The 13,444-nt window shown below is 64.2% G+C and carries 14 protein-coding genes; 8 read left to right on the forward strand and 6 right to left on the reverse strand.

Annotated elements, in window-relative coordinates; genetic code table 11:
- Positions 1 to 18 precede the first annotated feature (18 nt).
- From ACPPVV_RS02785 to ACPPVV_RS02800, 4 genes are read right to left on the reverse strand one after another with little or no spacing between them, the layout of a single operon-like run.
- Positions 19 to 426: a hypothetical protein gene (locus ACPPVV_RS02785; RefSeq protein WP_426701960.1), complete on the reverse strand. Its 408-nt coding sequence runs from the start codon at positions 424 to 426 to the stop codon at positions 19 to 21.
- The gene (locus ACPPVV_RS02790; protein ID WP_426703148.1) at positions 423 to 893 is read right to left on the reverse strand and encodes a DUF962 domain-containing protein; all 471 of its coding nucleotides are present in this window, start codon (positions 891 to 893) and stop codon (positions 423 to 425) included. Before ACPPVV_RS02790 ends, ACPPVV_RS02785 begins: the two co-directional genes overlap by 4 nt.
- A 26-nt stretch (positions 894 to 919) precedes the next feature.
- Positions 920 to 1,252 (reverse strand): DMT family transporter, encoded by a 333-nt coding sequence (locus ACPPVV_RS02795; RefSeq protein ID WP_426701961.1) that lies wholly within the window; start codon positions 1,250 to 1,252, stop codon positions 920 to 922.
- A complete protein-coding gene (locus ACPPVV_RS02800) occupies positions 1,252 to 2,148 on the reverse strand; it encodes a phosphoribosylaminoimidazolesuccinocarboxamide synthase (RefSeq protein ID WP_426701962.1) in 897 nt (298 codons plus the stop codon). Before ACPPVV_RS02800 ends, ACPPVV_RS02795 begins: the two co-directional genes overlap by 1 nt.
- Positions 2,149 to 2,274: 126 nt before the next feature.
- On the opposite strand from ACPPVV_RS02800, the gene ACPPVV_RS02805 reads away from it, so the two are divergent.
- The 7 genes from ACPPVV_RS02805 (at position 2,275) to ACPPVV_RS02835 (ending at position 9,215) form a co-directional block, all read left to right on the forward strand.
- Positions 2,275 to 2,589, forward strand: a complete 315-nt coding sequence (locus tag ACPPVV_RS02805) for a c-type cytochrome (protein WP_426701963.1) — start codon at positions 2,275 to 2,277, stop codon at positions 2,587 to 2,589.
- Positions 2,586 to 3,395 (forward strand): co-chaperone DjlA, encoded by an 810-nt coding sequence (gene djlA, locus ACPPVV_RS02810; RefSeq protein ID WP_426701964.1) that lies wholly within the window; start codon positions 2,586 to 2,588, stop codon positions 3,393 to 3,395. The genes ACPPVV_RS02805 and djlA overlap by 4 nt, the downstream gene beginning before the upstream one ends.
- A gap of 174 nt (positions 3,396 to 3,569) precedes the next feature.
- Positions 3,570 to 4,238, forward strand: coding sequence for a ribulose-phosphate 3-epimerase (rpe, locus tag ACPPVV_RS02815; RefSeq protein WP_426701965.1), 669 nt, complete (start codon positions 3,570 to 3,572; stop codon positions 4,236 to 4,238).
- A 754-nt stretch (positions 4,239 to 4,992) separates the two neighbouring features.
- Positions 4,993 to 5,817: a hypothetical protein gene (locus ACPPVV_RS02820; protein ID WP_426701966.1), complete on the forward strand. Its 825-nt coding sequence runs from the start codon at positions 4,993 to 4,995 to the stop codon at positions 5,815 to 5,817.
- A gap of 117 nt (positions 5,818 to 5,934) precedes the next feature.
- Positions 5,935 to 6,624, forward strand: coding sequence for a proteobacterial dedicated sortase system response regulator (gene pdsR / locus ACPPVV_RS02825; RefSeq protein ID WP_426701967.1), 690 nt, complete (start codon positions 5,935 to 5,937; stop codon positions 6,622 to 6,624).
- Positions 6,621 to 7,184 carry a hypothetical protein gene (locus tag ACPPVV_RS02830; protein ID WP_426701968.1) on the forward strand — a complete coding sequence of 188 codons (564 nt, stop codon included), beginning with the start codon at positions 6,621 to 6,623 and terminating at the stop codon, positions 7,182 to 7,184. The genes pdsR and ACPPVV_RS02830 overlap by 4 nt, the downstream gene beginning before the upstream one ends.
- An 18-nt stretch (positions 7,185 to 7,202) precedes the next feature.
- Positions 7,203 to 9,215, forward strand: a complete 2,013-nt coding sequence (locus tag ACPPVV_RS02835; protein ID WP_426701969.1) for an ATP-binding protein — start codon at positions 7,203 to 7,205, stop codon at positions 9,213 to 9,215.
- A gap of 31 nt (positions 9,216 to 9,246) precedes the next feature.
- On the opposite strand, the gene ACPPVV_RS02840 is transcribed toward ACPPVV_RS02835, so the two are convergent.
- Both ACPPVV_RS02840 and ACPPVV_RS02845 read right to left on the reverse strand, forming a co-directional pair.
- Positions 9,247 to 10,143 (reverse strand): hypothetical protein, encoded by an 897-nt coding sequence (locus ACPPVV_RS02840; RefSeq protein WP_426701970.1) that lies wholly within the window; start codon positions 10,141 to 10,143, stop codon positions 9,247 to 9,249.
- Positions 10,144 to 10,374: 231 nt separating this feature from the next.
- Positions 10,375 to 11,559, reverse strand: a complete 1,185-nt coding sequence (locus tag ACPPVV_RS02845) for a pilin (RefSeq protein ID WP_426701971.1) — start codon at positions 11,557 to 11,559, stop codon at positions 10,375 to 10,377.
- Between the two features lie 297 nt (positions 11,560 to 11,856).
- Between ACPPVV_RS02845 and trpE the strand changes: the two genes are divergently transcribed.
- On the forward strand, positions 11,857 to 13,332 hold the full coding sequence (gene trpE, locus ACPPVV_RS02850; RefSeq protein WP_426701972.1) for an anthranilate synthase component I: 1,476 nt from the start codon (positions 11,857 to 11,859) through the stop codon (positions 13,330 to 13,332).
- The last annotated feature ends 112 nt before the right edge of the window (positions 13,333 to 13,444 follow it).

Here is a 13,444-nt window from a genome sequence, read left to right on the forward strand (position 1 = left end):
GCGTGCGGCGTCAGCCGGTCACGCCAGGCTGGTGGCGACCCCGAAACTGACCGCCATGATCACCGCCACCGCCATGCAGGCGCTGCCGGGGCGGATGCGGCGGGCATCGACGCGCGGCACCATCCGCCACAGCAGCACCGTGCCGATGAGCATGTCCAGTACCAGCACGCAACGCAGCAGGCCGGAACTCAGCAAGGCGGCATACGGCGGATGCAGTTGCCCCTCGTAAGCGGCCACGCCGACGACAAGCAGCATACCCAGCATCGTCCACAGCAGGCAGGCGAGGTAGATGCGGTTGAACACCACGCTGCAGCGTTCTGTCCAGCGCATGACGGACCAGCCGATCAGGGCAAACACCAGTGCAGCCATGCTGCTGTAAAGCACCCACCACAGCAGGCTGCTGATCACGGTAAGCAGGGTGGTCATGTGATTTGCTTGAATCCCAGTGCGCGCAGCAGCTTGGCCATCAACCAGGCCGGACCGATCAACAAGTAGGCGAGGTCGGTGAGGAAACTGGGCTTGCGCCCCTCGAACTTGTGGCCGATGAACTGGCCGATCCAGGCGACCACGAACACGCCGATGGCCAGGTAACACAGCGAGACGCCGCCGAGCCTGTCATACAGGACATGGGTGAGCAGGCCGAGCAGGGCGAAGGCGACCAGCAAGGCGACGGCCAGCCGGCGCGAATGTTTCCAGTACCAGTAGAACGCCAGCACCATCACCAGCACCGCCCAGGCGCCGGGCCGGGCAAACGCGGCCGGCACCGGGATCGCCCACAGCAACGCGATCACCGACCACACGATCGGCGGCACGCAGAACCAGTGGAACAGGCGATTGGTCGGGTTCTGGTGATCCCCGCTGTAACTGTCGAGCCAGCTCTGCATGTCGCGCATTTTCGGAGCCCTCATGGATAGTGCCTTCAATGGGCACCACTCTTGGATAACAGGTTCAGCACCAGCACGCCAGCAACGATCAACGCGATGCCGAGCATGCCAGCCAGGTCGATCCTCTGGCGGAAAGCCAGCACGCCGATCAGGGTGATCAGCACCGTGCCGGCGCCCGACCACACCGCATAGGCGATGCCCACCGGAATCTGCTTCAGCGTGAGGCTGAGAAAGTAGAACGCGAGGCCGTAGCCGGCGATCACCACCACGCTGGGCAGCAGCCGACTGAAGCCTTCGCTGGCCTTCAGCGCGCTGGTGCCGATCACTTCGGCGAGGATGGCCAGGGCCAGCGTGAGCCAGGCGTTCATCAGTCCAGCCGGATGCCGGCCAGTCGTTGCAATGCCTCGGCGTACTTGGCGGCGGTACGAGCGATCACCTCATCGGGAATCACCGGGCCGGGCGCGGTCTTGTTCCAGTCCTGCGTCTCCAGCCAGTCGCGCACGAACTGCTTGTCGTAGCTGGGCGGGCTGATGCCGACGCGGTATTCATCGGCGGGCCAGAAGCGCGAGGAATCCGGCGTCAGCATCTCGTCCATCACGTACAGCTTGCCGGTGACATCCGTGCCGAACTCGAACTTGGTATCGGCGATGATGATGCCGCGTTCGGCCGCATAGGCGGCCGCCCAACGGTAGATCGCCAGGGTGGCATCGCGCACCTTGCCGGCCAGCTCCGCGCCGATTGCGTCGACCACCACGTCATAGCTGACGTTCTGGTCGTGGTCGCCCACGGCGGCCTTGGTCGACGGCGTGAAGATCGGTGCCGGCAACTGCTGTGCCTGCTCGAGGCCCGCCGGCAACGCGATGCCGCAGAGCGCGCCGGTGGCCTGGTAATCCTTCCAGCCGGAGCCGATCAGGTAGCCGCGGGCGATCGCTTCGACCGGCACCGGTTTCAAACGCCGCGCCACTACCGCGCGCTTCTCGTACAGGGCCAGGTCGGTGCCGGGCGGCAACACCTCGGCCAGCGGCACGTCGAGTAGATGGTTGGGTACCAGATGCGCGGTCTTGACGAACCAGAAGTTGGAGATCTGGGTGAGCATCTCGCCCTTGCCGGGGATCGGGTTAGGCAGTACCACGTCGAACGCAGAGAGCCGGTCCGTAGCGACCATCAACAGCCGATCGTCGTCCAGCGCGTACACATCGCGCACCTTGCCGCGATGGATCAGTTCCAGGCCGGACAGGTTCGATTGCAACAGGGTGGTGGGCACGGCAGCAGGTTCCACGGGTGGTGAAGCGGCCTATTCTAGCCGCTGCGGCCGGGGCGCCGGAAACGCCGCGCCGGGGATTCCGGGCGGACTGCTAGAATTGGCGACCTTTAGCCCCATTTGTTGCCGATGCGTATCTCATTGATCGCGGCCACTTGCCTGGCCGCTGCCATCCCGACACATGCCCGTGCCCAGGTCGCGCCGGCCCGCCTCGGGTTATGCGCGGCCTGCCATGGCGCCAGCGGCCACGCCAGCATGCCCGGCGTGCCGAACCTCGCCGGCCAGCGGCTGGATTACCTGCGCGATGCCCTCAAGCAGTATCGCGACGGTCGCCGCGACGTGCCGGTGATGCGCGCCGCGATCGGACCGGTCAGCGATGCCGATCTCGACGCACTGGCGCAGTGGTACAGCGTCCAATCGCCGCAGCCGCAGGATCACCCATGAGTTTTTCCTACACGCTGTGGTTTGCCTTTTTCGGGCTGATCATCGGTCATCTGCCCGGCGCGATCACCGGAGCGGTGGTCGGTTTCATCTTCGACAACATGCGCTACAGCCAGCGCAAGAACGCGACCCCGGAAGCGGGTGGTTTCGTCGGGCCGCTATTCACCCTGCTCGGTGCGGTGGCGAAATCCGATGGCCGCGTATCGGAGCAGGAGATCGCGATCGCCGAACGCCTGATGACCCGGATGAACCTGGATGCCGAGCTGCGCAAGCAAGCGGTGGTCAGCTTCAATCTCGGCAAACAGCCGGAGTTCGACGTCACCCAGACCATCACCGCGTTGCGCAACTGGGTCGGCCTGCGTCGCGACCATGCGTTTCCGGTGCTCGACGTGGTGATCGAGACGGTGCTGGCCGAGGGCAACCCCGCACCGGAGAAAATGTCGATCCTGCGCCAGCTGGCATTCGCGCTGCGGATCAGCGACATGGAGCTGATGGCGTTGATGGCGATGAAGGGCTACGCGTGGAACGCCGGCGGCGGACAGCGCAGCCATGGCCACGGCCAGGGAAACGGTGGCGGCTATGTGCCGCCACAGCGCACGACCCAGGGCCCGGATCCCTACGCGGTGCTTGGCATCGACCGCGGCGCTGACGACCGCGCGATAAAGCGCGCCTATCGCAAACTGATTTCCGAGCACCACCCCGATCGCCTCGGCGACCTGCCCGAAGACATGCGCAAGCGCGCCGAATCACGCGCCAGCGAGATCAATGCCGCGTACGACCGGATCAAGGAAGCACGCGGCTTCAAGTAGACGGCTGTGCGCCCTCTCCTGCTTGCAGGGAAGGCTGGGGTGGGGTCGCTCTTGATCTTCAAATCAAAAGCGCAACCTCCCCCTGCGAGCAGCGGAGGAGCAAGTGGCAGCGTCGTGGCAGACTTGGCGTAGTTTTCGCGACTCCTCATTCTTCCCTCATCCCCGGCAACCGACATGACCAAGCAATCCCCCATCATCGCCCCCTCCATCCTCGCCGCCGACTTTGCGCGACTGGGCGAGGACACGGCCGCTGCGCTGGCGGCCGGTGCCGACTGGGTGCATTTCGACGTGATGGACAACCACTACGTGCCGAACCTCACGATCGGCCCGATGGTGCTGCAGTCGCTGCGCAAGTACGGCATTACCGCACCGGTCGACGTGCATTTGATGGTCAAGCCGGTCGATCGCATCGTGCCGGACTTCGCCAAGGCCGGCGCCAGCCTGATCAGTTTCCATCCGGAAGCAAGCGAACACATCGACCGCACGCTGGGACTGATCAAGGAATCGGGGTGCCAGGCCGGGTTGGTGTTCAATCCGGCCACGCCGCTGGATTACCTCGACTATGTGATGGACAAGCTCGACCTGATCCTGATCATGTCGGTCAACCCCGGTTTCGGCGGGCAGAAGTTCATCCCTGGCGCGCTGGACAAGCTACGCCAGGCGCGCGAACGCATCGATGCCAGCGGCCGCACGATCCGGCTCGAGATCGATGGCGGCGTCACTGCGCAGAATATCGGCGCGATCGCCGCCGCGGGTGCGGATACTTTCGTGGCGGGCTCGGCGATCTTCCATGCGACGGACTATCGCGCCGAGATCGATGCCATGCGCAAGGCGATCGGCTGATTCCGCCAGGGTTCGCCACCAACCTCCGCCCATAAAAATCCCGGCTCAGTGAACAGCTGGCCGGGATAAAACGTCGTCGGAGACGTGAGAGGAAACACCATTGATTGGTGTGCCGGTACGACCCTATGAATCAGTAGCCGTACCGGCACGTTCCACGGCAATGGAACGTTACCAATCACAAGATCTGACCGGGTCCGCCCGGTTTGGTTCCGGAAGAATTATGAACAGGGGAAAGTCGGAGCTCCACACTGTTCAGAAAAAATCCCCTCGTTTCGGAGGGGAAAGGAACCACCATGTCGGACGGAATGTGAGCGGCTATACGGGCTGCCAGTCGGGATCGGCCTCGCGTTCCACGTGCGGCGCGATTCCCTTCGCGCCGCACTCGCGCATGCCTTCCACGGCGAGTTGTCCAGGAGAAAGCGGATTGAAACGGGGTTGATGCGCGGCGTTCATTTCAATGAACGCTGAGCAGAAGGCCGAGCACCAGCGCGCCAATCGCCAGCACGACCCGTAGTGGCTCGAAATGCCGTAACTCGGCATTCGGATCCACATCGGTCTGGTCGGATATATGCATGGGATTTGCTCCGGTTGAACGTGGAACCATTGAAGCGGAGCGCAAGGTGGCGAGCCTGTCCCGGATGGGGCGCGATGGAGGCGGCATCTGTCGATTTTGTGGCGTCGTCGTTCTCGATCGAGGCGTTGGCGTACAAAAGGTGGCGCGTGTAAGCTCGAATCCACTGTCAGCAGAAAATGGATGATTCGTATGACTTTTCCTGGATGGAACAAATGGGCGCTGGTGTCCGCAGCGGCTTTGGGGCTGGCTGCGGCGAGTCAAGGCAGTCTGGCCCGGCAGCAGATGCCGGCCATGGGATCGCCGGCATCAGCCAGCACGGCGGCGCCCGAGTTCAAGATCGATCGAAGCGTCGATCAGCTGGCCAAACTCAATTGCCTGCCAGGCGTCGAGCGCTTTCTTCCCGGAGTCTATTACCACTGCGTCGGCGTTCGCGATGTGGCGCTCGGGAAATATGACCGGGCCAGATCGATGCTCGAAATCGCGGCCAGTTGGGGAAGCAAGCCTGCCGAGTTCCTGCTGGGCGTGGGCTACTACAAGGGCGATCTCCAGCCGCGGGACCGCGCGCGCGGACTCGCCTGGCTCGGGCTGGCATCGGAGCGCAAGGATCCGACCTATCTGGCGGTATTCGCTTCCGCGTGGAAACAGGCCACGCCACAAGAGCAGGCGAGCGCTCAGCAATTGTGGCGTTCGATGTTGCCGACTTATGGTGATCAGCGCGCTGCACGCCGCGCGGCACTGCGATTCAGGCATGAGCATGATGCGTTGCTTGCCCGGCGCCAGACCAACGGCCAACAGACCTGTATTGCCGGGCTGACCGTGGGAAAAATCGAGCCTCTGCCCGTTTATTGGTCATTCGAAGGTCTTGCTTCGGCCTGCGGCGGCGGGGAAGTCAGCGCCGTCTTCGTGGCGAAGCGCCTGGAGGTCTATGCGGGACAACTCTTCGATGGCTGGGAGGGGCACGTCATCGTTGGTGATCTGCAGGCGGTGCCTGCGGCATCCAGATAGCGTCGAATCAGCTTCTTCGGGGTCTTTTCCAAGGCAAATCACGGGCACTCATGCCATACGCCTTGCGCGATGGTTGCCCGCATAGCACGCTGCGTCCATCACTACAGGGAGCGCGCCATGGGCCGCAGCATTGCCATCGTCGAGGACGAACCGTTGATCCGTGCCAATTACGTCGAGGCGCTGAATCGCTTCGGTTACGACGCCCGCGGTTACGGTTCGCGCCAGGAGGCGTCCAGTGCGTTCGCCATGCGCCTGCCCGAGCTGGTGATCATCGACATTGGCCTGGGCGACGAACCCGAAGGCGGTTTCGACCTGTGCCGCGAGTTGCGCGCAAAGTCGGCCACGCTGCCTTTGATCTTCCTCACCGCGCGCGACTCGGATTTCGACGTGATCTCCGGCTTGCGCCTGGGTGCCGACGATTACCTCAGCAAGGACACCAGCCTGCACCAGCTGGCGGCGCGCATCGCCGCGCTGTTCCGCCGGATCGAGTCGTTGAAGGCGCCGGCGTCCAGCGAAACGGTGATCGAGCACGGACCGCTGAAACTGGAATCCGAACGCATGCGGATCACCTGGAACGGCGAGGAGATTCCGCTCACCGTCACCGAGTTCTGGATGGTGCACACACTGATCCGCTTCCCCGGCCACGTGAAGAATCGCGACCAGCTGATGCGCGAAGCCGAGCTGGTGGTGGACGACGCCACCATCACCTCGCACATCAAGCGCATCCGCAAGAAGTTCATCGCGGTGGCACCCGAATTCGACGCGATCGAGACCGTGCACGGCGTGGGCTACCGGTGGAAGCCGTGAGTCGGCGCGTCCTGCTGGCGGTGTTGTGCCTGTTCGCCACGCTGGCCCACGCCGGCGGCGACGACGACGTGCTGGCGCGCGGTGCCCGCGACGGCAACGCGCCAGCCTGGGAAATCGCCGCGGTCACGCCGGCTGGCTGGACGCGCGACTGCTGCACCTATGCGCGCGCGATCGGTGTCGATGCGGTCTTGTATCAAGGTGAATGGAGCGGCAAGCCACAGCGGGTGATGGTGCTCAACGTATCGCCGCGCAAGTTGCCGACGCTGGCGGCCGAAGTACAGGCGGATCGCACGCGTTACCTGCAGCACGATCCGAAGGGCAAGGCTTCGGGTTTTGCCGTGCGCCATCCGGGCATGCCGTGCGAGGCAACCGTCTATCAGGGCAGTGACCGTGTGGATGACGTCGTGGTGTTCTGTGATCCCGGCCAGGCCAGCGGCGTCCGCTTGAGTTGGTCGATGGCTTTCGATGCCGCCGATCCGTCACGCCGGGCCTTGCTTGATGCCTTCATGCAGGTGGTCGTCGCCTCGCATTACGTGGTGTCCCCCGTGCATGGCGGCTGATCGAGCCACTTCCATACGATGACCCTGCGCCGCAAATTGCTGCTGGTCGCACTGTGCACACTGGCGCTGCCGATTGCCGGCTGGCTGTATGTGCGGCAGATGGAAACGTTGCTGCGCGAAGGCCAGTCGCAGGCCTTGCTGGCCTCGGCGGGGGCGGTGGCGCGCAGCCTGGTGGTGACCGGCGCGATGCCACCGGAATCATCGGGCCGGGACTGGTATGTGCAGCCGGCGCCGGCACCGATCACGGTCGATGGCTATGGCGACGACTGGGCGCCGCTGACGCCGTGGAGCCAGCCGCTGAATACGAACGGCAAGTTGCTGCTGGCCGCGGACGACGACTGGCTGTATGTGTACGCCGACGTGCGCGACACCCGGCGCACGCGCGCCGATGCCGCCGATGCCGATGCGCTGGCGGCGGATCACCTGATCCTGACCCTGCGCAACGCTGCCGGCCAGCGTCGCTATCTGCTGGCCAGCGCGGCACCGGGGCCGCTTATCGCGCGGCCACTCGACCCGTCGGTCGATGGACTGCCCGAGCTGGTACCGGTGCAGTGGCAGGAAGACGGCAGCGGGTACCGGGTGGAACTGCGGCTATCGCGCAGCCTGTCATTGCGTGCGCTTGGCGTCGGCGTATATGACGCGGCGACCGGTGGCGATCGCATGGCGTCCGATACCCGACCCTTGCTGCGCTACTCCAGTGCGCTCTCCACCGAGCTGGGGCAGCTGGTACCCGAGCGCGTGCAGGCGCGGGTGCTTGCACCCCGAGGCTGGCTGCTTGCCCGCAGTGGACATCTGGACAGCACGCCCGGTGCCGATGGTCAGCCGGGCTGGTTCGCCTCGCTGGTGTATCGCGCGCTGCTGGCGAACCGACTGGAGGATGCAAGCCTGTGGTCGCAGGACGTGCCGCGACTGGATACCCGCGAAGTCGGTACGGCGGCGACCGGCAAGCCGGTGTCGGTCTGGCGCAGCGGCGAAGAGCGCGGCAGCGTGGTGCTGGCGGCCGCCGTACCGATCGAGCATGCAGGTCGCGTGGAAGGCGTGCTGCTGCTGGAACAGGCCAGTCGCGCGGTGCCCCTGCTGGCCAATCGCGCACTGTTCGGCTTGCTGTTGACCAGTTTCAGCGTGCTGCTTGTCGCCGGCGGCATCCTGCTCGCATTCGCCACCCGCCTCAGCCTGCGACTGGCGCGTTTGCGCAATGCGGCCGAACGTGCGCAACTCAACGATGGACGTCTGGACGGCTTGTTCGAGCGCGGGAAATTCCCGATGACCGACGCGCCGGACGAGATCGGCGATCTGGCGCGCAGCTTCGAGCGACTGCTCGACGTGGTCGGCAACTACACCGACTACCTGCGCACACTGGCCTCCAAACTTTCGCACGAACTCAACACGCCGCTGGCGATCGTGAAATCGTCGCTGGACAATCTGGAGCATGCGGCCTTGCCGGCCGAAGCGCAGCCGTATCTCGCGCGCGCGCGCGACGGTGTGGCCCGGCTCGGTGCGCTGGTACGCGCCATGAGCGAATCGAGTCGCATGGAGCGCTCGATCACCGCCGCCGAACCCGAAGACGTCGACCTGCGCGATGTGGTGCGTGGCTGCGCCGATGCGTATCGGCCGCTGATCGGCGCACGCCGGCTCGGCTGCACGCTGCCCGACGCTCCACTGCACATGCACTGCGCGCCCGAGTTGATTGCGCAGGCGCTGGACAAGCTGCTCGACAACGCCTTGTCGTTCACGCCACCGGACGGCTGGTTGCAACTCGATCTGCGCACCACGCCCGATGGCGCCGAAATTGAACTGGCCAACCAGGGCCCGCTGCTGCCCGAAGCGATGCACGGCCGCCTGTTCGACTCCCTCGTCAGCCTGCGCGACAAGGCCATCCCCGGAGACGTCCCGCACCTGGGACTGGGCCTGTACGTGGTGCGCCTCGTCGCCGAACGCCACGGTGGCCTCGCCAGCGCCCGCAACCTCGACGACGGCAGCGGCGTGGCGTTTGCCCTGCACCTGCATGGCATGCCGCGCATCAGATTATGACGGGCAAAGGCTGTGGAAGCCGCGAACCGGACTACCGGAGTTGTGGATCGCAGGTGTCGTAAAAAGACTGATCGTAAGTCCGCGAACCAACTATTTTCCGCCAACTGCGCACGTCGACGACACGCATGCGCGATGCCACGTCCACGACACGACCCACCAGGATGGCATTGCGCTTTCCCTGGTCTGCCTGGTTGCCAATGAGCACCTTCGCCTGTTCCGGTGCCCGTTCTGTGCTCACGGGATACGCGCTGCCGATGTGGCAAGGCATAAACAAGAGTTGGTGATCTGTCCAGGACAGAACCCCGACAAGGATGCGATCCTCCTCATCGGCAAGTGGCGGTGCCATTTCGTACAGCGTCTTGTTGTCGAGGAACGCCTTTCTGGCCAGCTTGAGTTTTCCGTCATCCTGGCTGGACCGGAACCAGAGTGCGACGCTTGCCCGGGTACCGTGACTTTTCACTATCAATGCGGATTTCGCATCGTCATCGGCGGGAAACCCAGCAAGCCGGTCATGCTCGCCCAGATTCAGGGGAGAGAAAGAGAAGTTTTCCGTTTCCCTCGTCTTGCGCTCAATCGCGCTTTGTTCCTGGCCAGGTTTCAGTCCTTCATAGAAGGTCAGGACGTTCTGTCTCGAGGTGGTCTCGGTTGCGCGCGCGATTGGCACGCCGACTTTCACCAGTACGAGTGCGGCAACCACATAGATGGCGGCATGGATCGGAGCCGATTTCCAGCGTGTGATCAGTACCAGCGAAATGAGCGCGAGGATGAAAGCCAGGCAACGAGACAGCGCGAGCAACGAGCCTGCATTGCTGACAAACGACCCGTACGGCCCGACCCGGGGTTCGTACGTGAAAGACGGATAGAGCAGGCCGAGAAAAGGAAGCGCCATGAGGATGGCCGCGATGGCAAGCGAGTACGCCACTTTCACGGATATCGACGCCAGGCACGCCGCCGATCGGGCATGGGCCGCGATGACGATCTCTCCTGGATCCCGGTGTCAACGAAAAGAAGTGGCGGCGGGGATTTCTTCCGGCGGAACAGGCATGGCAAGTCGAAGTTTGTCATTTTTATCGCCATCCGAAGCGCTACAGCCGGCGTGCCATCGTGTACAGATTTGCAGGCCGCACGCACCTGCGTGGACCGTTCCCGGGCTCGTCTCCTACCGCCGACACGAGATGGGCCGATACTTTTCCGGTACGGTGGTTTCCGAACCGCCGCAGCGCCAGGCAAGATTGCCGTTGCCGTCCGGGATTGGAGTCAATACCAGGACGTCGTTCCGGATCAGGGTGTTCGAACTGGCCGTATCGAATGCCACGATGACCCGGCCATCGGACACGTCCACGCCTGAGACGTATCTGCCCGCGATCGACGTGCCTTGTGCCAGGCCTGCAGAGGCATTGCCCGATGGCAGGGACCGATTGTTCGAGTAGTACTCGGCGATGGCGGTTTTCGCGCCATCCCCCAGCACAAGACCCTCAGAGACCTGTGTACGGATGACGTAGTCCTGATAGGCAGGGATGGCTATGGCCGCGAGGATGGCGATCAGGAAAGGAACGATGCAGAAAATTGCCCAGAACACCCCCTTGGAGGCCCTCGGCGTGGTTTGTCCGGTGTGTTTCCAGCGAGCGAGCCAGCTCAGCTGCGCCTGCAGGTAGAACATGGTGAAAAAGAACAGCGTGACGCCGCCGATTTCAAGCGGCAGCTCCCTGCTTGCGAGTTTGTCCCGCATCGAGCCCGCCATCGAGAAATAGGCCACGAGAGCGAGCACCCAGCCAGCCAGCAGCAGCAAGCCGCCAAAACCGAGCATTCCCTCGCCTCCGTTGGCCAGCGATGCAAACCCGGCGAAATAGAAAACGTATCCAATGAGCCGGGAGGCCATGGCGAAACCAAGCAGCGTTGTGGCGTTGCTGCGAGGGTCGATCTTGCGCGTCCATTTGGCCTGGATGAACGGCCAGATGATGGCGAAGATGCCGAGCGTGAGGAGGGTGAATAGCCAGACCAGGCCCCAATGCAACGACGGTGGCGTGGGCAGCGCTGCGCGATCGCTTCTGCTCGTGTCCTGGGATTCATCCCGCCGTGCCGGAAATGTGCCGGACATGCCCGCCGGTCGGGTTTCGACGAACGGCGGTGGCGAAACCCCGGCTGCCAATGGTGGAGGCAACGGTCCGCCGGCCGCCGTTGTCGGAAACAGGCTGGCAAGGGGGACCCAGTCCACCATGCCGTCGCGCCAGGCGAGGGCGTCCGCAGCGAGCTTTCCTTCCCTGATCCACCGGCGGACATCCGCTTCGGTGTACGGGCCATACTTTTTGCCGTTCTGGCCAATCCATATCTGGTCGTCTGTCACGTCGAACTCCCTTCGTATCGCGATACATGCCACGCCGCTCGCTTGCCGACAGGAGTCGGCGGTGCCTGAAGCGGGTGCTCCCTGGGTATCAACCATGTTTTCACGCATGCGGCGAAGGCAGCCCATACCGCGGTTTGCATACCGCAAACCGTCAAGCGCCCGCATACCGAATGCTTCGTCCGGATCCCCGAAAGCGAGATTAGTGCCGCAGCGATCAAGGAACAAGCGCGCCGTGAAACGTGCTGGCCCGCGCGGCGAATGCTATCTTGGCGCGCTCCCCACCCGTGGATCCGCAACGTGATCTCCCGAAACGAATTCGACGCGCTGGTTGCCCTGGGGCATACGCGCATCCCGCTGGTGCGCGAGGTGTTCTCCGACCTCGACACGCCGCTGTCGGTGTACCTGAAACTGGCTGATGGCCCGTACACCTTCCTGTTCGAATCGGTCGAGGGCGGCGCCACCTGGGGACGCTATTCGATCATCGGACTGCCGGCGAGGCGCGTCTATCGCCTGCGCGGGCACGAGATGGAGGTGGAGGATTCCGGCGAGGTCACCGAGCGTCGCCATCTCGACGATCCGCTGGCCGAGATCGAAAAGTTGCGCGCGCAGTACGACGTACCGCGATTGCCGCAGTTGCCCGCGTTCAGTGGTGGCCTGGTCGGCTACTTCGGCTTCGAGACGATCGGCTACATCGAGCCGCGGCTGGCGCAGTGGGATCGCGCCGACGAGCTGGGCACGCCCGACGTGCTGCTGATGCTGGCCGAGGAAGTCGCGGTTTTCGACAACCTCAAGGGCCGGCTCTACCTGATCGTGCATGCTGACCCGGCGCAGCCGCAGGCGTATGCCGAGGCGCAGCGCCGGCTCGATGCGCTGGTCTACCGGCTGCGCCAGGGCGGCGCGTCGTATCCGCAGCTCACGCAGTCGGTCGCGCTGGACGAGGGCGATTTCAAATCGTCGTTCACGAAAGAAGCATTCGAGGCGATGGTCGAGCGCGCCAAGGAGTACATCCGCGCCGGCGACATCTTCCAGGTGGTGCCGTCGCAGCGACTCAGCGTCGGCTTCAACGCGCGGCCGGTCGACGTGTACCGTGCGCTGCGCGCATTGAATCCGTCGCCGTACATGTACTTCGTCGATCTCGGCGACACCCAGATCGTCGGCTCCTCACCGGAGATCCTGGCGCGACTGAAGGACGGCAAGGTGGTGGTGCGCCCGCTCGCCGGCACGCGCAAACGCGGTGCGACGGAAGAAGAAGACCAGGCACTGGAAGCCGAGCTGCTGGCCGATCCAAAGGAGCGCGCCGAGCACGTGATGCTGATCGACCTTGGTCGCAACGACATCGGCAGAATCAGCGAAACCGGCAGCGTGGAAGTCAGCGACTCGTTCGCGATCGAGCGCTATTCGCACGTGATGCACATCGTGTCGCAGGTGCAGGGCATCGCGAAGCCGAACCTCAGCTACATGGACGTATTGAAAGCGACGTTCCCGGCCGGCACCCTGAGCGGAGCGCCGAAGATCCGCGCGCTGGAAATCATCCAGGAACTGGAGCCCTACAAGCGCAACATCTACGCCGGTGCCATCGGCTGGATCGGCTGGTGGGGCGATGCCGACACCGCCATCGCGATCCGCACCGCCGTGATCCAGAACGGTCGCCTGCACGTGCAGGCTGGCGCCGGCATCGTCTACGACTCCGATCCCGCCGCCGAGTGGGAGGAAACGATGAACAAGGGTCGTGCGCTGTTCCGCGCCGTGGCGCAGGCAGCGAAGGGGCTTTAGCGGATCGGGCGGCCCAGGCCGCCTGCCAGTCGCCGTCAACGCAACTTCTTGCAGACTTTCGCTGCGGATTGGTACGTTATATCGTTGCGGACTGGATCCTCGCAAAGACGCG

This window comes from Rhodanobacter sp. Col0626, from assembly GCF_049994385.1.
In the GTDB taxonomy this organism is placed as follows: Bacteria; Pseudomonadota; Gammaproteobacteria; order Xanthomonadales; family Rhodanobacteraceae; genus Rhodanobacter.